Annotated in this window: 15 protein-coding genes and 1 pseudogene; 9 read left to right on the top strand and 7 right to left on the bottom strand. The window is 65.3% G+C overall.

What is annotated here, in order from left to right:
- Window positions 1–6 precede the first annotated feature (6 nt).
- Window positions 7–1,610 (bottom strand): annotated as a pseudogene (fadD5, locus tag QSJ18_RS04330) (fatty-acid--CoA ligase FadD5).
- A 137-nt stretch (window positions 1,611–1,747) separates the two neighbouring features.
- On the opposite strand from fadD5, the gene QSJ18_RS04325 reads away from it, so the two are divergent.
- From QSJ18_RS04325 to QSJ18_RS04315, 3 genes are all read left to right on the top strand, one after another.
- On the top strand, window positions 1,748–2,416 hold the full coding sequence (locus QSJ18_RS04325) for a helix-turn-helix domain-containing protein (RefSeq protein ID WP_286325019.1): 669 nt from the start codon (window positions 1,748–1,750) through the stop codon (window positions 2,414–2,416).
- Window positions 2,416–3,075, top strand: coding sequence for an enoyl-CoA hydratase/isomerase family protein (locus QSJ18_RS04320; protein ID WP_286325018.1), 660 nt, complete (start codon window positions 2,416–2,418; stop codon window positions 3,073–3,075). The genes QSJ18_RS04325 and QSJ18_RS04320 overlap by 1 nt, the downstream gene beginning before the upstream one ends.
- A gap of 69 nt (window positions 3,076–3,144) precedes the next feature.
- Window positions 3,145–3,903, top strand: coding sequence for a class I SAM-dependent methyltransferase (locus QSJ18_RS04315; RefSeq protein ID WP_286325017.1), 759 nt, complete (start codon window positions 3,145–3,147; stop codon window positions 3,901–3,903).
- A 27-nt stretch (window positions 3,904–3,930) separates the two neighbouring features.
- Here QSJ18_RS04315 and QSJ18_RS04310 read toward each other — a convergent pair whose 3' ends face one another.
- On the bottom strand, window positions 3,931–5,736 hold the full coding sequence (locus tag QSJ18_RS04310; protein ID WP_286325016.1) for an alkyl/aryl-sulfatase: 1,806 nt from the start codon (window positions 5,734–5,736) through the stop codon (window positions 3,931–3,933).
- Window positions 5,737–5,861: 125 nt separating this feature from the next.
- Window positions 5,862–6,464 (bottom strand): TetR/AcrR family transcriptional regulator, encoded by a 603-nt coding sequence (locus QSJ18_RS04305; protein ID WP_286325015.1) that lies wholly within the window; start codon window positions 6,462–6,464, stop codon window positions 5,862–5,864.
- Between the two features lie 321 nt (window positions 6,465–6,785).
- Here QSJ18_RS04305 and QSJ18_RS04300 point away from each other — a divergent pair, with 321 nt between their 5' ends.
- Window positions 6,786–7,934 (top strand): phosphotransferase family protein, encoded by a 1,149-nt coding sequence (locus tag QSJ18_RS04300; RefSeq protein WP_286325014.1) that lies wholly within the window; start codon window positions 6,786–6,788, stop codon window positions 7,932–7,934.
- Window positions 7,935–7,981: 47 nt separating this feature from the next.
- A complete protein-coding gene (locus QSJ18_RS04295; protein WP_286325067.1) occupies window positions 7,982–9,031 on the top strand; it encodes a hypothetical protein in 1,050 nt (349 codons plus the stop codon).
- Window positions 9,032–9,264: 233 nt separating this feature from the next.
- On the opposite strand, the gene QSJ18_RS04290 is transcribed toward QSJ18_RS04295, so the two are convergent.
- Window positions 9,265–10,077: a mycofactocin-coupled SDR family oxidoreductase gene (locus QSJ18_RS04290; protein ID WP_286325013.1), complete on the bottom strand. Its 813-nt coding sequence runs from the start codon at window positions 10,075–10,077 to the stop codon at window positions 9,265–9,267.
- A gap of 122 nt (window positions 10,078–10,199) precedes the next feature.
- On the opposite strand from QSJ18_RS04290, the gene QSJ18_RS04285 reads away from it, so the two are divergent.
- On the top strand, window positions 10,200–10,895 hold the full coding sequence (locus QSJ18_RS04285; RefSeq protein WP_286325012.1) for a TetR/AcrR family transcriptional regulator: 696 nt from the start codon (window positions 10,200–10,202) through the stop codon (window positions 10,893–10,895).
- Between the two features lie 26 nt (window positions 10,896–10,921).
- Here QSJ18_RS04285 and QSJ18_RS04280 read toward each other — a convergent pair whose 3' ends face one another.
- Window positions 10,922–11,731 (bottom strand): DNA/RNA non-specific endonuclease, encoded by an 810-nt coding sequence (locus QSJ18_RS04280; RefSeq protein WP_286325011.1) that lies wholly within the window; start codon window positions 11,729–11,731, stop codon window positions 10,922–10,924.
- 246 nt (window positions 11,732–11,977) lie between these two features.
- On the opposite strand from QSJ18_RS04280, the gene QSJ18_RS04275 reads away from it, so the two are divergent.
- The 3 genes from QSJ18_RS04275 (at window position 11,978) to QSJ18_RS04265 (ending at window position 16,912) form a co-directional block, all read left to right on the top strand.
- Complete coding sequence (locus QSJ18_RS04275; protein WP_286325010.1) at window positions 11,978–13,270, top strand: trypsin-like serine peptidase; 1,293 nt, start codon at window positions 11,978–11,980, stop codon at window positions 13,268–13,270.
- Window positions 13,267–14,469: a S8 family serine peptidase gene (locus tag QSJ18_RS04270; protein ID WP_286325009.1), complete on the top strand. Its 1,203-nt coding sequence runs from the start codon at window positions 13,267–13,269 to the stop codon at window positions 14,467–14,469. The genes QSJ18_RS04275 and QSJ18_RS04270 overlap by 4 nt, the downstream gene beginning before the upstream one ends.
- 211 nt (window positions 14,470–14,680) lie before the next feature.
- A complete protein-coding gene (locus tag QSJ18_RS04265) occupies window positions 14,681–16,912 on the top strand; it encodes an NADP-dependent isocitrate dehydrogenase (RefSeq protein ID WP_286325008.1) in 2,232 nt (743 codons plus the stop codon).
- Between the two features lie 79 nt (window positions 16,913–16,991).
- On the opposite strand, the gene QSJ18_RS04260 is transcribed toward QSJ18_RS04265, so the two are convergent.
- Together QSJ18_RS04260 and QSJ18_RS04255 are read right to left on the bottom strand one after the other, a co-directional pair.
- Window positions 16,992–17,507 carry a M15 family metallopeptidase gene (locus QSJ18_RS04260; protein ID WP_462475986.1) on the bottom strand — a complete coding sequence of 172 codons (516 nt, stop codon included), beginning with the start codon at window positions 17,505–17,507 and terminating at the stop codon, window positions 16,992–16,994.
- Between the two features lie 121 nt (window positions 17,508–17,628).
- Complete coding sequence (locus QSJ18_RS04255; RefSeq protein ID WP_286325006.1) at window positions 17,629–18,363, bottom strand: GNAT family N-acetyltransferase; 735 nt, start codon at window positions 18,361–18,363, stop codon at window positions 17,629–17,631.
- Between the last annotated feature and the right edge of the window lie 39 nt (window positions 18,364–18,402).

The raw sequence follows: 18,402 nt of genomic DNA, 5'->3' as shown, positions 1-18,402 counted from the left end.
GGGTCCTCAGCGCTCGAGGCCGACATCCTTGCTGCCGTAGGCTTCTCGGAGCCGAGGTTTGACCACTTTACCGCCGGCATTTCTCGGCAACTCATCGATGATGATGAGCTCCTTGGGGTGTTTGAAGCGTGCGAGATTCTCGTTCAGGTACGGCGCCATGTCGTCAAGCGTGAGATCGTCGACACCTTCGGCGAGTACGACGACCGCCACCGGAACCTCACCCCACTTCTCGTGTGCGCGACCGATTATCGCCGCCTCGAGAATGCTCGGGTGGGAGAACAGGACATTCTCGACCTCGGCACAGTAGATGTTCTCACCGCCGGAGATGATCATGTCTTTCGCCCGGTCGACGACGTAGAGGAAACCTTCGTCGTCCTGGCGCACCAGGTCGCCGGAATGAAACCAGCCGCCGCGGAAAGCGTCGGCGGTGGCTTGCGGATTCTGCCAGTAGCCCTTCATCAAACCGGGCCCACGGTAGACGATCTCACCGACCTCGCCCGGTTTCACGTCGTTCATCAGCGGGTCGACGATTCGTGCGGTAACCGATGGCACCACCTTGCCGACCGAACCGATCTTGCGTAGCGCGTCTTTACCCTCGAGAAGGCAGGTGACCGGCGACATCTCGGTCTGGCCGAAGGCCGTCATGTTGGCGGCGGTCGGGAAGGTCTCGTTCATTGCGTTCAGCACCGAATCCGAGGCCGGTGCCGCGCCCCAGGTGATGGTGCGCAGTTTGAGATCTCGCGGATTCGCCTGCTGCGCCGCGCAGATCGCCTGCCACTGTGCTGGACCATGAAGACCGACGTGGTTCCCTCACGTTCCATCGCATCGAGCATTTTCTCGGCGTCGAACGCACCGAGCGGATGGATGATCGAGCGGATTCCCCGGTAGAAGACCGGGGTGAAGGCGCCGATGCCGGCGATGTGGAAGATCGGCGGGACGACCGAGGCGATATCGTCGGTATCGCCCGCAGTGGAGGCGATCGTGGTCACCGCCTGGGCGTGGAGGTTCTGGTGGGTAAGCATGGCGCCCTTGGGCTTTCCGGTGGTACCCGAGGTGTACATGATGAGTGAGACGGTGTCCTCGGGCACATCGATGTCCGGAATCGGCGGACCGTCCTCGGCCAGCAGCGTCTCGTAGTCCAGGTGCCCGGCATCGTCGTCGGCGTCGACGACGATGGTGGTCTCGATCAGGCCGGTCGCAGCAGTCGCCGCGTCGGCGAGGGGCGCGAGCAGTTGCTCGGTGACGACGACTCGGGCGCCACTGTCGCGGACCAGATAGGCGACCTCGCCTGGACTCATCCGAAAGTTGACCGGCACCGGTATCGCGCCGATCAGATTGGCGCCGAGGATGGCTTCGAGGTATTCGGTGCGATTGAGCAGGATCATCAGGACCCGATCGCCGAAACCGACTCCCCGACGGTGTAATGCGGCTGCGAAAGCATGTGAGCGCTCGTCGAGTTCACGCCACGTCGTCGCGCGGTCGAGGTACTTGATCGCCACGGTGTCTGGCGTCATGAAGGCATGTCGGCGTATCTGATTGTTCCAATGGTTACGGCGCGAACGCAGCGGTTCGGTCGTGAGATCACTCGTCGGTTCGGCGGTCGCGGTCATCGTTCTCCCTGGTCCGTGAGCAGTCGGCACGACCCACTGGTCTCCCCATGTCTGTGCCCTGTGTCACACCATAGATCGAACCGTGGCATCGGCGGCCGAAAGCTATAACAGAGCAGTCGCTCTGTTATTGTTCGGTCATGCCGCGCCCCCGGACCCACGATCTTGAGCACCTCATGGACGTGACCGAGTCATTGGCTGTCGACCACGGACCGGCCGCGATCACCGTGCGCGCACTCTCCGAGTCGACGGGCATGTCCAACGGTGCCATCTATCACGCATTCGGTTCCCGGTCCGGGCTGGTCGGCCACGTCTGGGTGCGCGCCGCCCACCGCTTCCTGCAGACGCAGCGGGCGGCCGTCGACGCCGCCTTCGCAGATGCCGAAGGCGGATCGGAGGGAGCGCTCGGCGCGATCGTCGCGGCGGCCGATGCGCCTGCCCAATTCCTGCTCGACGCTCCCACCTCTGGACGATTCCTGCTGTCGGTGCGGCGGGCCGACCTGCTCGGTGCGGCGGACATCCCGGCGGAGACCGCCGCGGCGCTCGGCGACCTCGACCGGGTCCTTGTCGAATTGTTCGTCCGCCTGGCGCGTTCGCTATGGGATCGTGCCGATGCGAGCGCGGTCGACGCTGTGCGCGACTGTGTCGTCGAACTGCCTGCTGCCCTACTGCTGCGCGGCCGTCGCGAGCCGGATGCCGCGGTGCGCGCACGACTGGCCGCCGCGGTCCGCGCCGTGGCCGTAATCGAACCGCCCGCCCCGACCGTTGGGGCGGGCTCATCACAGACACAGACGAAGGGACGTCGCTGATGACTGCAAGCATCGAGTACCGGGAGACGATTGCCGTGCTCACGCTCGGAGCCGACGAAAACCGATTCTCGCCCGACTGGCTTGCCCAGGTCAACCAGCTTTTGGACGAGATCGAAAGTAACGCACAGGCATTGATCACCATAGGAGACGGCAAGTTCTACAGCAACGGACTCGACCTCGACTGGCTGCTGGCCAACGGCGATCGCGCCGATTGGTACGTCGACCAAGTGCATGCGCTGTTCGCCCGCATTCTCACCTTCGGGATCCCGACCGTCGCCGCGATCAACGGACATGCGTTCGGGGCGGGGGCCATGGTCGCCATCGCCCATGATTTCCGGGTGATGCGCGCGGACCGCGGCTTCTACTGCTTCCCGGAGGCCGACATCAACATCCCGTTCACACCGGGTATGGCCGCGCTGATCCAGAACAAGTTGACTCCGCAGCATGCGGTCGAGGCGATGACTACCGGTCGTCGCTATGGCGGGCCCGACGCGGTGGCGGCCGGCATCGCCGAGCGGGCGGTCGACGAGGCGTCGTTGGTGGATGCCGCCATCGAACGCGTCACCCCGATCCTCGGTAAGGACAAGGGAACTGTTGGCGCTATCAAGTCGGTGATGTTCACATCGGTCACCGACGCCCTGCGCGCGGGGCGCCGCTGAGCGCAGGCCGCTGGAAATGCAGGGTTCGGGGTCTGGTTGTCGCAGGTCAGTCGGCGTACCGTTGTTCCGGTGAGCTTCGAGGTAGCCGCCGGGGCATACGAACGGTTCATGGGTCGCTTCTCGCGACCCCTGGCCGCCGAGTTCAGCGACTGGCTGCAGATCGAATCCGGACAGCGGGTGCTCGATGTCGGGTGCGGCCCCGGACAGTGGACCGTGGACCTCGTTGGCCGCGTCGGCGCGGAAGCGGTCACGGCGGTCGACCCGTCGGAGCCGTTCGTCGCTGCGTGCAAGGCGGCGGCGCCGGGTGTCGATGTGCGCCGGTCGGGCGCGGTGCCACTCCCCTTCGACGATGACACCTTCGACGTCGTCGGATCCAATCTGGTCGTCACCTTCATGCCCGATCCGTGGGCGGGTATGACCGAGGCGGCACGCGTCACCGTCCCCGGCGGGGTGGTCGCGGCAACGGTCTGGGACCTCGCAGGCGGACGGCCGCCGATGGCTCCGATCTGGCACGCCTTCGCCGATGTCGGTTTGTCCCATATCGACGAGACGATGCTTCCGGGGAGCTCTGGAGAGGAGCTGCGCCGTATTCTCGCCGACAGCGGACTCCGCGACGTCCAGGGCACCGAATTGACGGTGTCCGTGGTGTTCGAGACCTTCGACGACTGGTGGGAGCCCTACCAGCACGGGGTTGGGCCCATCGGCGAGTCCGTGGCCTCGATCACCGACGAGGAACGCCGGGAGCTTCGCCGCGCATGCTTGAATCGTTTGGGGCACGGTCCTTTTGAGGTGCCGGCCGTCGCCAATGCCGCACGTGGTCGGGTCTGAGACCGGCCGACCCGGTGGCGTCGGACGTCAGGGTGTGACGATCGGAAACGCGGTGTCGGGGGTCTCCAGTAGACCGACGAGCCTGGTCAGGACGGTCGCATCACCGGATGTCGTGATGCCCTCCGCGGAGCCGGTCGTCAGCAGGCCGATGAAGGAGGGTTTGGTCAGCTCCACCGCCAGATCGGCGACGATCGGCGTTCGGGGGTTGTAGGTCTGGAACAGGACCCCGTTGGACAACGCGCTGCGCACGATCGTGCCGGAATCGGTGAAGGTCCACCGGATCACGAAGGCGTCGGTCGCGGCGCGGGGGCCGTCGATCCGTATGGCGATGGCATCGAAGAGTTGTTCCAGGCTCAGGGCTGTGGCGATGCCTCCGCTGGTGTTGATCGGCGGGGGTGTGATGCCGTGGCGCAGTTCATGCGCGCCGGAGAGATAGAACCCACGCCACGTGGCGTTCTCGCAGCCGAAACCGAGCTGCTCGAAGACCTCGGCGAGCGCGAGCTTTGCCTCGTCGTGTCCGGCGTCGGCGAAGACTGCGTGGCGGAGCAGTTCGGCGGCGAACCGGAGATCGCCCCGGGCGGCGAAGTCGCGGGCCGAGGTCACGAGATTGTCGACTCCGCCGACGAGCTCGGCATAGCGCGCCGCGGCCGCGGCCGGCGGGTGCTGCCACAAGGAAGCCGGATGTCCGTCGAACCAACCCAGATACCGTTGATAGATCGCCTTGACGTTGTGGCTGACCGAGCCATAGTAGCCGCGCACATGCCACGCGTCGTCGAGTTCGGTTGGCAGCACGAAGTTCTCGGCGATCTCGATTCCGGTCGCACCCGAGTTGAGCATGCGTAGCGTCTGATCGTGGAGGTAGGCGTACATGTCACGCTGCTGTGTCAGGTAGCGCACGATCCGGTCGTGACCCCATGTCGGCCAGTGGTGTGAGGCGAAGACGACATCGGTGTCGGCACTGAACATCTCGATGGCGTCGTCGAGGTAGCGCGCCCACAGCCGGGGGTCGCGAACCTGCGCGCCGCGCAGTGTCAGCAAGTTGTGCAGGTTGTGGGTGGCGTTCTCGGCGAGGCATAGTGCGCGGCGATCGGGAAACAGGAAGTTCATCTCGGCCGGCGCCTCGGTGCCCGGCGTGACCTGAAAGGCGATGCGCACCCCGTCCAGCACTTCCTCCTGCCCGGTCCTGGTGATGTCGAGGGTCGGCGGCACCAGGCCAACCGAACCCTCCGAGACCGCGATTCCCAACCCGGTACTCACCTGTCCACGAGGCCCGGCGCCGACCACGTTCCCGTACATGTAGGAAGCGCGGCGGTTCATCGCCGGCCCGGCATAGACGTTCTCCGACACCGCGTGGTCGAGGAAACCTTCCGGGGCGAGAATCGGGATGCCCGTGGGATCGTCGGGCAGGATGCCGTGGACACCACCGAAATGGTCGACATGACAGTGGGTGTAGATGACGCCGGTGACTGCGCGGGCCCCGCGGTGGGTGCGATAGAGGTCCATGGCGGCTGCGGCACACTCGGCCGACACCAACGGATCGATGACGATGATGCCGGTGTCCCCCTCGACGATCGTCATGTTGGCGATGTCGAAGCCGCGGACCTGATAGATCCCATTCGCCACCTCGAACAGCCCATTGGTCAGACAGAGTTGGGCTTGGCGCCACAGGCTCGGGTCGACGGTGTCCGGGGCCTCCCCGGTGAGGAAGCTGTAACGGGTGAGGTCGAAGACGACGCGCCCGGACGGGTCGGTGATGCGCACCGGGTCGAGGGTGGCGATGAAACCTCGTGTGGCATCGTCGAAGTCGGTTCGATCGCCGGGATCTGGTGACATCACGGGACTCCGTTCGCAGTGTTCGGCATCTGTAGGCGGGTGCGTGACCAGCCTAGAGGCGTCGGCGGACGGCATGTGCGGCTTGGTGAAACCCGCCGTGATCGTCGGCTATTTCCGGCGTCGGGTCAGCGGGTCACCGATTCGGCGGCGAACCGTCCGGCCTCGGCGAAACTCTGGGCGAGGTCGAAACGCGGATCCTGGGCCCAGTACCTGATGCTCGACAGGTAGATTGCCGCGACCATGCGGCAGAGGAAGTCGATGTCGTAGTCGGCGCGCAGTTCGTTCTGCTCGGCACCCGCCACGAGGACGCGCTCGATCTGGTGCATGAACTCGTTGCCGCGCTGCGCGAGAACCTCGGGAGCCGACGACGAGATCCGCTCGATCTCCCCGGTGAAAGCGCGCATATATCGGGGAAGTACGGTCGATTCCCTGATGAAATCGGTGAAGATCGCGAGGATCCGATCACGGGTGGTCATGTCGATGGCGAGCACCTCGTCGACCTTCGCGGTGAAGGCTTCGATATGTTCGCCGTACAGCGCCGTCATCAGGTCGTCTTTACTCGGGAAATAGTTGAAGAATGTGGCGCGTGAGACCTCGGCGCGGTCGGCGATCTGCTCGACGGTCGCAGCACTGTCGTCGGCGTTGAGCAGGTGTCGCGCCGCCTCGAGTAGTCGTGCCCGCGTCTGGAGCTTGTTGCGCTCCCGGCGCCCCGTCGCGTGGGTACCCATCGTCCTCGTCATCCCTCGTTCTCGACCGTTCGACCTCCGTGGGAGGTGGATCCCTAGAAGCTAGATCCTAGAGAGCGGTCCGGTGCGGGTCGGGTCGGCATACGGCGACCGGCGTGTCCCCGGTTGTCCGTCATTGTCTGAAGCTCGACCGGCGACGTCGGGCCGCACGCGGTGTTCGACCACCGGCTTCGGTGAGACTCGCGATTTCGCCGCATAAATATAGATTAACGTCTAAGTTTGCTCTCACGTCCAGAGTGGCGGCGCGTTCGGGAGTCCCCTAGAGACGTGCGTCCTGGCCCGGTTCACCAGAGGGGGTGCGCAGTGTCCGATCAAACGTCGGTGCCAGACGGTGCGGAGGCCCAGATTCGCACCACCGAAACCGATCTCGACGCGACCGGCGAGCGTCTGGCGTCCGCGCTCGGCGATCTCCTCGGCACCGACGATCGCCCAGTGATCAACAACCTGCGTCGCCCGGGACATTCGGGGATGTCGAGCATTTCGATCCTGTTCGACGCGACGTGGGTGGTCGGCAGTGAGGCGACCACAAGTGCATTGGTGGCGCGCCTCGCCCCGGAAGAATCGGCCTTTCCCGTATTCCCCGACTACGACATCGACCTGCAGTTCCAGGTCATGCGCGCAGTCGCCGAGCACACCACGCTTCCGGTACCGGCCGTGCTGTGGGTGGAGACCTCACCGGAGGTGCTGGGCGTCCCGTTCCTGGTGATGGAACAGGTGCAGGGTGTTGTGCCGGTCGACAATCCGCCGTATGTGTTCGGCGGGTGGCTGTTCGAGATGGATGCCGACAGCCGACGCGCGGTTCAGGAGTCCGCGGTCCACGTGCTCACCCAGTTGCACTCGATGCGGACCCCTTCCGAGCGCGTCGAACGACTGGCCGGGCCGCGCGACGTATCGAGTCTGCGTCGGCACTTCGAAGACCAGCGTGTCTACTACGAGTGGACCCGTCGCGCGGACGGGCTGCGAATACCGCTGTTGGAAAAAACTTTCGACTGGCTGGAAGCGCACTGGCCTGCCGAGCTGAGCGACGACGTGCTCTGCTGGGGCGATGCCCGCATCGGCAACATCATGTTCGACGGCACCGAAGCGGACGCGGTCCTCGACTGGGAGATGGCGACGATCGGTCCCCCCGAACTCGATCTTGGGTGGTTCCTGTTCTTTCACCGGATGTTTCAGGATCTCGCGGAGGCCTTCGATTTTCCCGGACTACCGGACATGTTCCGCGTATCCGACGTTGTCGCCCAGTATGAAGGCGAGACCGGCCGCACCGTCCGGGATCTCGACTTCTACCTGGTGTACGCCGCGCTGCGGCACGGCATCGTCATGAGTCAGGTCGACCGGCGCCGTATTCATTTCGGCGAGGTCGAACCGCATGACGATCCCGACCACTATGTCCTGCACCATCCGATGTTGGCCGCGATCCTCGACGGCACCTACGAGTGGGAGAAGAAGTGAAGCCGCACCGGCTCGACGAGTATCCGGTCCACCAGGCGCCGCTGTCGATGGCTCGCACTGCGACGACCGACCGAAACTTCTACGACCGCAACTACTTCAACGCCCACAACCGCGACGGTGGCACCCTTGTCATCACCGGCTTCGGGGTGTATCCCAACCTCGGTGTGGTCGACGCGTTCGCCACCGTCCGTCGGGGAGAGCAGCAACACGTGGTCCGGTTCTCCGACGCCTACGATCAGCGCGACACCGAGTCGCGTGTCGGTGGCTATCGGATCGAGGTGATCGAGCCGCTGCAGCGGGTGCGGGTCATCTGCGAGCATGAGGCGCTAGGTTTCGACCTGACCTGGGACGGCAGCTTCGACGCCGTCCTCGAGGAAATGCACACCACGATGGACGGCCCGCGGCCGATCCTGGAGGCGACGCGCTTCGCGCAGGTGGGTACCTGGTCGGGCACGCTGCTCGCCTTCGGTGAGGAGACGGTCGTCGATCCCAGTGTGTGGCTGGGCAGTCGAGACAGATCCTGGGGGATCAGGCCCAGCGGCGATCCGGACCCGGCCGGACGGCGGGCCGACGAGGTGCGTGAGGGACATTGGTGGACCTACGTCCCCCTGCGATTCGACGACTACATGCTGGTGGTCATCGCGCAGGAGAATCCCGACGGGTATCGCACGCTCAATCACGCGACGCGGGTGTTCCAGGACGGGCGCGTCGAGCAATTGGGCTGGCCCAGAATCGAATGCACGTATCGGTCGGGGACGCGGATGCCGGTGCACGCACGAATTCACCTGACCACCCCGGCCGGCGAACCGGTCGTCGTCGATGTCGAGCCCGGCACGCACGTCAACATCTGTCGCGGTTGCGGTTACATCGGCGACCCGACGTGGGTGCATGGGCAGTGGAAGGGGCGCGACTGGTCGTTCGCGAATTCCATCGATCTGGGCGACGAGCACTATCGTCAGATGTTGCCGTACGGAACCATCGACCACGTCGCCAAGGCGACATGCGACGGTGACGTGGGATGGGGCCTGTTCGAGCACGCGAATCTCGGCCGCCATGATCCGTCTGGTTTTGTCGGATGGGTGGATATGGCTCCCTGATCCCCGCTGCGCCAATGACATCCACCCGGCCTGTCCCCTTCTCGGCCGGACGATGTCGTTGTCTGGTCTCCGCCGGTGCCCGGAACTGTCGCCCGGGTACCGGCGGGGACACCTTCGAACCCGAGTCTCCAGGGCTGTTGCCGGATCTGCCCCCCATCGGATCCGGCAGCGGCCCTGGGGAACTCGGTCTCTGGGTCGGGGCCGCGCCCACCTTGGTGAGTGTTGAGCCCGGCTCAGTACTGGGTGTTGCCCGCGTCGACAGGCAGCGTCGTCGACGTGACGTACTTGGATTCGTCGCTGGCGAGGAACAGCACCGCGTGCGACTGATCGCGCGGGTCGGTGACGGCGACCGGCAGGAGGTTGGCCGCGATGCCGGCCAGTTGCGGATGTCTGCCGAGGTATTCGGGCATCAGGGTCTCGATCCCGTTCACCATCGGTGTCGCGACCCCGGTCGGATGCACGGTGTTGACGCGCACATTGTGCTCGGCCAGTTCGGCGGCGAAGGCGCGCATGATCCCGACGACGCCGTGTTTGGCTGCGACATACGGGGTGAGGAATGGCTGTCCCTTGAGTCCGGCGGCCGAACTGACCAAGATGAGTGACCCGCCGCCCGCCTCGACAACGTGGTGGGCGGAGGCCATGACCGTGTTCCAGACGCCGGTGAGATTGGTGCCGATCGTGAGATCCCAGATGTCGGGAGTGACGTCCTGCCATTCGCGCATGACCATCACCGCCGCGTTGGCAACGACGACGTCCAGCTTGCCGAACTCGGCGACCCCCTCATCGACGATCGCCTTCATCCCGGGGAGATCGCGCACGTCACCCTTGCGCGCGATGATGCGTTGCCCGGTCTTCTCGACGAGCCGGACGGTCTCGTCCAGGTCCTCCTGCGTCGCCCCCTGGTAGGCGACGTGCGGGATCGGTTCGAGGAGGTCCATCGCAATGATGTCGGCGCCCTCTTCGGCCAGACGTACGGCGTGTGAGCGCCCCTGTCCCCGAGCCGCACCGGTAATGAATGCGACCTTCCCCTCCACGCGTCCTGCCATCGAGCTCTCCTCATCGAATTGCGTGCCACGGCCCTCGCCGCGGCGGTCACCGCGAGCCTAACCGCTTACTGAATACATTCAGTATGTTTCGCTCAAACCCGTCGTCGCCGTACACTCACGCCATGTCCGAGACCCAGGTCCGAGCATCCCGCCGTCGTCGTCGGGGTTCGCTGACGCGGGAGCGGATCGTGACCGCCGCTTTCGCGCTCGCTTCCGACCGTGGCCTCGGTGACTTCACGATGGCCGACCTCGCCGCCTATCTGGACGTCGGCGTGACGGGGTTGTACTGGCACTTCAGGACGAAGGACGAGCTGATCCGCGCGATGAGCATCCCGGCGATGACCCAACTCGACGAGATGATGATCCGGCCCGACGACGACGCCGCCTCCGCCGACTGGGCGGATTATCTGCGCCGGTATTTTCGTCGGCTGCGGGCCGCCTATGCCGAGCATCCCGTGCTCGCCGACATCATGCTGATGCGCCCGGCGCCGCACGATCCGGAGGCGATCGCCATCGCCTACCGATCCATCGACGAGGTGACCGCGCACCTGGTCGCGGCCGGGTTCGCCCCGACGTCGGCGTGGTACCTCTACAGCACCGCGTTGCGATTCACACAGTCGACGGTGTCCTCGGAACGGGTCAACGACCAGTACCGCGACCCGATGCCGTGGCCCGAGACCTCCGACGGCTTGCGCGCCCAGGGGTGGTCCACCCTGGCCGGGCTTTCCGACGGCCGGTCCATCGCGATGGACATGACCGGCGATGCCGCCTTCGATGCCGGACTGAACATCATCCTGGCCGGTGCCTCACCCGGCTGACCGGTGGCGGGCGTGTGCTTCGGCGATCACCAGGCGATATCGGCGACGTCGGCGAGGCGACGCGGACCGCCGGCGGCCTCCTCGCCCGGCTCGGCGGGGCCGAGCGCCGCCCGCAGCTGCGGGAACGTCAGCCCCGAGCGAGCCTCCACATCGGCGATCGTGACCTCGAAGGTGGCAAACGGCGCGAAGACGTCGGGGGCGGCACCCGCAGCCGTGACCACTTCGGCGCCGACGTCGATGTCCTGTGTCAGTACGAACGCCCGCGCCTTGAGAACATCGGCCTCGACGAAGGTGATGATCTTCCAGAAGTCGATCGGGATGCGGACAAGGTCGCGGTATGGGATGTCTCTCGGGCCGAAGATCGGTCCGCCGAACACCGACAGCCGACGTCGTTGCGCGGACGCGAAGGTCATCGCGGCATTTTCCAGATTGCCCCAGACCCCGCCGTCGGAGGATTGGTTGAAGTCGTCCATCTGCGGGGTGATGTTGGTGAAGTAGAACGAATCGTCATTCGCCTGGGTGGCCTCGGCGATCGAGCCCCAGATGAGATCTGCGCGTCTGGCGATGTGTCCACGGTCGAGGCGGTTGTTCGCATACACCTTGTCCGTCGTCTGGTTCGCCTTGTCCAGGCGCGGGTCGGGGCGGAAGCGGCCCGTCTCACGCCCGATCCCGGGCAGGAATCGCAGGCCGTCGATATTCCACGCCGACCACCAGGCGAGTTTGCGTTCAATGTTCATCTGGACGCTGTAATGCATGTAGTCCAGGAGCGGGCCCCGCGGGCCGCTGGGGATGTGCACTTGCGTGCCGAGGAAGTCGGGATCGAAACCGATGCTCATGGGGATCACCGTCCAGCTGGGGACCTACTGTCGTCATTCGAGCATCGCATGGAATCCTTTCTGCGAAAAGGGGTGTCGGGCATTCGATCGGCTTGCTGACCAGGTCGCCCGATCGGCTGAGTAGTCCGACGCGACGACGGTCCGTGGTCGGTGAAAACAAGTAATCCACTACGCGGTTCATTCCTGGTCGGCGACTGCACAATGGTTGACCAAGCACTCCCGGATTTCCGGTCAGGAACGTATGTCATGACGATCATCCCGCTCGCCGCCAGGCCCGGCGTACTCGAAGAACATTCTGAACCAACCATATTGGGCACCGATGAGCTCGTCGAACAACAAGCCGGCGCGCAGGAACGAGTCGCTGCTCGTGCCACTTCGCGGGCGACGAATGAGCAGGCGCTCGGGGCCGACGGTGGGATGGCCGCAGTGAACACGCCCGACCAGATCGCCCGTCGGCTCGATCGGGTCGCTCGCTACTACCTCGATGCGGCGCCTGCCGGTGCCGGCGGCCCTGCCGGCATCGATCTTGCCACCGCCCTGACACATGCACGAAGTCTCACCCATACCGACGAGTCCATCGGTCGCACAGTCGAAGCCATCATCAACAACAGCGAGATCATCGGTGTTCGATATCTGAGCGCGGGAGTGCGGGCCGCTCGCACCGTCGGTCGCGTCAATGTCGCACGCGGACGCGCCGCTGGTACCGGATTCTTGGTGGCGCCCAACCTGCTGCTGACCAATCATCATGTGCTGCCCGATGATTCGACAGCCCGGAGAAGTGCGGTCGAGTTCGACTACCAGGATGATGCCGACGGACGACCGTTGCCGGTGCAGTCCTTCGACCTCGACCCCGACACGCTGTACCTGGCAGACAAGGACCTGGACTTCGCGCTCGTCGTGGTCACGGGATCTCCGGAACAGTTGGCGCCGTTCGGATTCAATCGGCTGACCGACGCGCAGGGTACGGTCGTGATCGGTGAGTTCACCACAATCGTGCAACATCCGGGTGGCGGCAAGAAGATGGTGTCGCTGCGTGAGAACAAGCTTGTCGACATCCTCGAGCGATATCTGCACTACTCCACCGACACCGAGCCGGGGTCATCGGGCTCTCCGGTGTTCAACGACCAGTGGGAAGTGGTCGCCCTCCACCACGCGAGCGCACGGGCCGTCGACCATCCCGAGTTCGGGGGGATCGTGAACGAAGGCATCCGCATCAGTCGGATCATCGCGTGGCTGCGCGAGCAGCACCTGACCCCGGCGCAGAGTGCGCTTCTGGTGCCCGTCATCGGGGCAGGTTCGACCGCCCCGACCGTCGGGGCATCCTCTCCCCCGCGGTCCGTATCGCCCGAGTCGCAGTCGATCGACATCCAGCATCCGGTGGACGGCCGCGTCGACATACCGGTGGCCACCGGGCGGCCCGGACAAGTCACCGTGACGGTCACTGTCTGCGCTGGACCGCCCGCACCCGCTCCGCCTCCCACCGACGCGCCCCCACCCGAACCCGACCCGAGCCCAACACAGAAAGAAGCGGAACAATGATCGACGACGACAACAACAGTCCGCCCACTCCGGCGGAACAGACCGGGCGCCACCTCATCACCTTTTCGGCGGACAGCACCCGTGCGGAGCGCATCGCCGCGCTGCAGGCGGTCGAGGGCATCGAATCGGTCGCGTCCAGCGCCGACGCTGGATCCGACGCGGTCGGCCCCGAACTCGTCGAGTCTGTCGATGCGACCATCTTCGAGCGACTCGGAGTCGCGGTCGCCGACCTCGGCGACACCAGGACCGAGTCGCTGGAGACACAGGCCGAACAGAACCCGGTGATCCTGGCGGTTGAGCCCGAACACGTCGTACACGCACTGAGTGTCGCCGAGGCGTCGGAAACCCGCATGCATGATGGGCCGACGAGCACATGGGGTTTACAGGCGACCAAGGCGAATGCAGCAACCTTCGACGGCACCGGCATCCGGGTCGCCGTGCTCGACACCGGATTCGACCTGAACCATCCCGACTTCGCGGGGCGCACGATCACCTCGAGTTCCTTCGTGCCCGGCCAACTCGTGCAGGACGGACACGGACACGGCACCCACTGTGTCGGCACGTCGTGTGGGCCGTCGGCCCCGACGACGAACCGCCGGTACGGTATCGCTTCCAACGCGTCGATCTTCGTCGGCAAGGTGCTCAGCAACCGGGGATCGGGATCGGACGCCGCGATTCTCGCGGGAATCGAGTGGGCGCTGGCAAATCAGTGTGTGGTGGTATCGATGTCATTGGGTGCAGATGTTCGTGAGCCGGTGCTCGCCTACGAGGAGATCGGGAAACGCGCGCTCGCCGCGGGAACCCTGATCATCGCGGCCGCGGGCAACAACGCGCGGCGTCCCGGCGACCCGGGCTTCGTCGGCAGTCCCGCGAACTCGCCGTCGATCATGGCCGTTGGTGCGCTTGGGCCGGATATGCGCATGGGGTCGTTCTCGGCGCGCGCGACCACGGTCGCCGGGGGTTCGGTGGACATCGCGGCACCGGGTGTGGATGTGTATTCCAGCTGGCCCATGCCCGAGCGGTACAACGTGATCAGCGGGACGTCCATGGCGACGCCGCACGTCGCCGGGCTGGCCGCTCTCTATGCGCAAGCCACCGGCAAGCGCGGGCGCGCGCTGTGGGACGCCGTCGCGGCCGGTGCGCAGAATGTCGGACTTCCGGTGGCCGACGTCGGTACCGGCCTGGCGACGGCCCCCTGACGCCGCCAGGCTCTCCCCGGTCCGTCCGGCGCTCATCCCGAGTGCCGGACGGATCCGTCATTGACCGGATCTCCGCCGAACAACAGTTACTCGTCAGTAGCCCTATCGTCCGGCAGGTCGGTGGGTGCAACGTGATACTGATTAGGTACACGCACTCGGACACATGCGACCCATGTGGTGAGTGACAGATAATTGGAGACGAAGGCGGGTTATGACCGACAACCAACCGACCATCATCTACACCTTGACGGACGAGGCGCCCATGCTGGCGACCTACGCCTTCTTGCCGGTGATTCGCGCATTCGCCGGTGCGGCCGACATCACCATCGACACCAGCGATATCTCGGTCGCCGCGCGTATCCTCGCCGAGTTCGGTGACTATCTCACCGAAGACCAGCGAGTCCCGGATAATCTCGCCGAACTGGGGCGCCTGACCCAGGACCCCGACACCAACATCATCAAACTTCCGAACATCAGCGCCTCCGTGCCGCAGTTGCAGGCCGCCATCGCCGAACTCCAGGGCAAGGGCTTCGCGATCCCCGACTACCCCGGAAATCCGAAGACGCCGGAGGAAGACGAGATCCGCACCCGGTACACCAAATGTCTCGGTAGTGCCGTCAACCCGGTTCTGCGCGAAGGAAACTCCGACCGTCGCGCACCGAAGGCGGTCAAGGAGTACGCCCGCAAACACCCGCACAGCATGGGCGATTGGTCGATGGCGTCGCGGACGCATGTCGCGCACATGCGCGAGGGCGACTTCTATCACGGTGAGAAGTCGATGACCGTCTCCGGTGACCGCAAGATCAAGATGGAACTCATCACCGACAGCGGCGAAACCGTCGTCCTCAAGCCGGAGGTCGCACTCACCGACGGTGACGTCATCGACAGCATGTTCATGTCGAAGAAGGCGCTGATCAAGTTCTACGAGGAACAGATCGAGGACGCCTACAAGACCGGCGTCATGTTCTCGCTGCACGTCAAGGCCACCATGATGCGGGTGTCGCACCCCATCGTCTTCGGGCATGCGGTCAAGGTGTTCTACCGCGAGGCCTTCGAGAAGCACGGCGCGCTGTTCGACGAACTCGGTGTCAACGTCAACAACGGTCTCTCGGACCTGTACGCCAAGATCGAGACGCTGCCGGCTTCGAAGCGCGAAGAGATCATCGACGATCTGCACAAGTGCCACGAACATCGTCCGGAACTCGCGATGGTCGACTCGGCTCGCGGCATCTCCAACTTCCACTCGCCGAGCGACGTCATCGTCGACGCCTCGATGCCCGCCATGATCCGCGCCGGCGGCAAGATGTACGGCGCCGACGGACGGCTGAAGGACACCAAGGCCGTCAATCCCGAATCGACCTTTGCCCGGATCTACCAGGAGATGATCAACTTCTGTAAGACCAACGGTCAGTTCGACCCCACCACGATGGGCACCGTTCCCAACGTGGGCCTCATGGCGCAGAAGGCCGAAGAGTACGGCTCACATGACAAGACCTTCGAGATCCAGGCCAGCGGCGTCGCCAACATCACCGACCTCGCGACCGGCGAAGTTCTGCTCACCCAGAACGTCGAAGAGGGTGACATCTGGCGCCTGTGCATCGTCAAGGACGCCCCGATCCGCGACTGGGTCAAGCTCGCTGTCACCCGTGCCCGCAATTCGGGTATGCCCGTCCTGTTCTGGCTCGACCCGTACCGTCCGCACGAGAATGAGCTGATCGCCAAGGTCAAGACCTATCTGAAGGATCACGACACCGACGGACTGGACATCCAGATCATGTCGCAGGTCCGCGCGATGCGGTACACCCTGGAGCGTGTGGTGCGTGGCATGGACACGATCGCCGCGACCGGCAACATTCTGCGCGATTACCTCACCGACCTCTTCCCCATCCTCGAACTCGGTACCAGCGCCAAGATGCTGTCGATCGTGCCGTTGATGGCCGGTGGTGGCCTGTACGAGACGGGCGCCGGCGGCTCGGCGCCCAAGCACGTCAAGCAGCTGACCGAGGAGAACCATCTGCGATGGGACTCGCTCGGCGAGTTCCTCGCACTGGCGGTGAGCCTGGAAGATCTGGGCATCAAGACCGGTGACAAGCGGGCGGCGATCCTCGCCAAGGCACTCGACGCCGCGACCGGCAAGCTGCTGGAAACCGACAAGAGCCCGTCACGCACCACCGGCGAACTGGACAACCGCGGCAGTCAGTTCTACCTGGCGCTGTACTGGGCGCAGGAACTGGCCAACCAGACCGACGACGCGGAACTCGCGAAGCGGTTTGCCCCGCTCGCGGAGTCGCTTGCCGCCAACGAGTCGACCATCGTTGCCGAACTCAACGACGCACAGGGACATGCGGTCGATCTCGGCGGCTATTACTCCCCCGATCCGGACAAGCTGTCCGCGGTCATGCGGCCGAGTAAGAGCTTCAACGAGGCCATCGCGAGCGTCTGAGCCGCAGCAGCACGAACGCCTCACCGGTGAATGATCGCCGGTGAGGCGTTTGTGCATATCCGCACCACACAATCGGACGTCAGCGGAGTCCCAAACCGGGGATCGCGTCGGCCCGGGTTGCGGCGTCGGGCCACATGGCCGGGCATGGCAACCCAGGGAGTGTGACAACCTCGAAGTGCCACCACTCGTTCGCGAAGGTGCGGCATAATCCCCACCGAAAACCGTTGCGCTGCAACCAACTAGCCCCGGCGCGGGGGCCGACGTCGATGGCGTGTCCGCTGACGTGGGTCGACTCGGCCGGTGGCAGCACCCAGCGTCGGGCCGCGGCGGGACTGCCATAGGTGGCCAGTGCGTCGCGCCACAGTCGCTGTTGTTCGGCCCGGCTGCGTTTGCCGGAGGTGATGTGCAGCCCGACGCCCTGGTCGTGCGCCGCGGCCGCCGCCCGCGTGTAGGCGTGGGCGAGGACGGGGTCGAGACCGGCGGTCGGAGCCGCGCCCGACGCGGTGCCGGTTCCGATGAACACCCCACCGAGCAGAGCAAGTCCGCTCAGCAGGATTGCGGTACGTCGGCAGTACGACGAGCGACTACGCGACATGATGCGCGGGACGGGCACGGGACGGTGCTGCGGTGCGGTGCGGGACATCGGCATGTCACGTAGTAAACCCCTGGTTGGTCCTGCGCCGCAGCCCGGTCGGTGGCCGGCCGTCCCCGCGCGGCTATGTCGGGATAGCCCGGTAGTCGTTCAACTCGACCAGGGTGACGCCCTGGGGATGATCGTCGATGGCGGCGTACACCCGGGCGAGGTCGGCATCGTCGGGGTCGGGTTCGCCGACGTAGGACCCGACGAACGTGCGGAGCAGATCGTTGCCGCGCTGATTGAGCTGGTTGCCCGCGCCGCGCACGTCGTCGGCAATGTACAGAGCGACCAGGAGCATGCCGTGTTCGCGCGGCATATCGTCGCCGACGCTCGGCTGGAAGAACGGCATATCGAGCGCGAGCCCGCCGTGCCGGTCGTAGAACCGTACCCGGCGAGCCGGATCTCCGTGGGCCGGCGATGACGAATGCTGGTCGGGCCGTTCGACTTCGGCGAGAACCAGCAGTGTCGACGGGTCGGCCGCCCAGTCGGCTACCGCACCGTCGAGCAACCGGCCGCCGATCCCGCCGGAGCGGTGGTTGCTCCCGATCGCCAGATACGACAGCAACAGGACGCCACCATGGTCGTCGACCACCGCGACACCCGCATCGACGGGGCTTTGGGTATCGACGGGGCTTTGGGTATTGACTCCGTCCACCGTGGCCGCGATGAGTGAGGAGGCGCCGCTGGTGATCTGGGCGAGCAGATCACCAGCCGAGATCAATTCACTCGGCGGAAACGATGGGGTCAGCAGATCGCGGTGGATCGCCCGGACCCGTGCGGGGTCCTCGACACGCTCGAACTGTAGTGCACCCATGTTGACTCCTTCGACGTCGCACGGACCGGCCTGGAGGTA

This window comes from Gordonia heveisoli (assembly GCF_030315745.1).
GTDB lineage: Bacteria > Actinomycetota > Actinomycetes > Mycobacteriales > Mycobacteriaceae > Gordonia.
The sequence above is the reverse complement of the archived record's forward strand: the minus strand, read 5'-3'. Positions and strand labels throughout refer to the sequence as shown.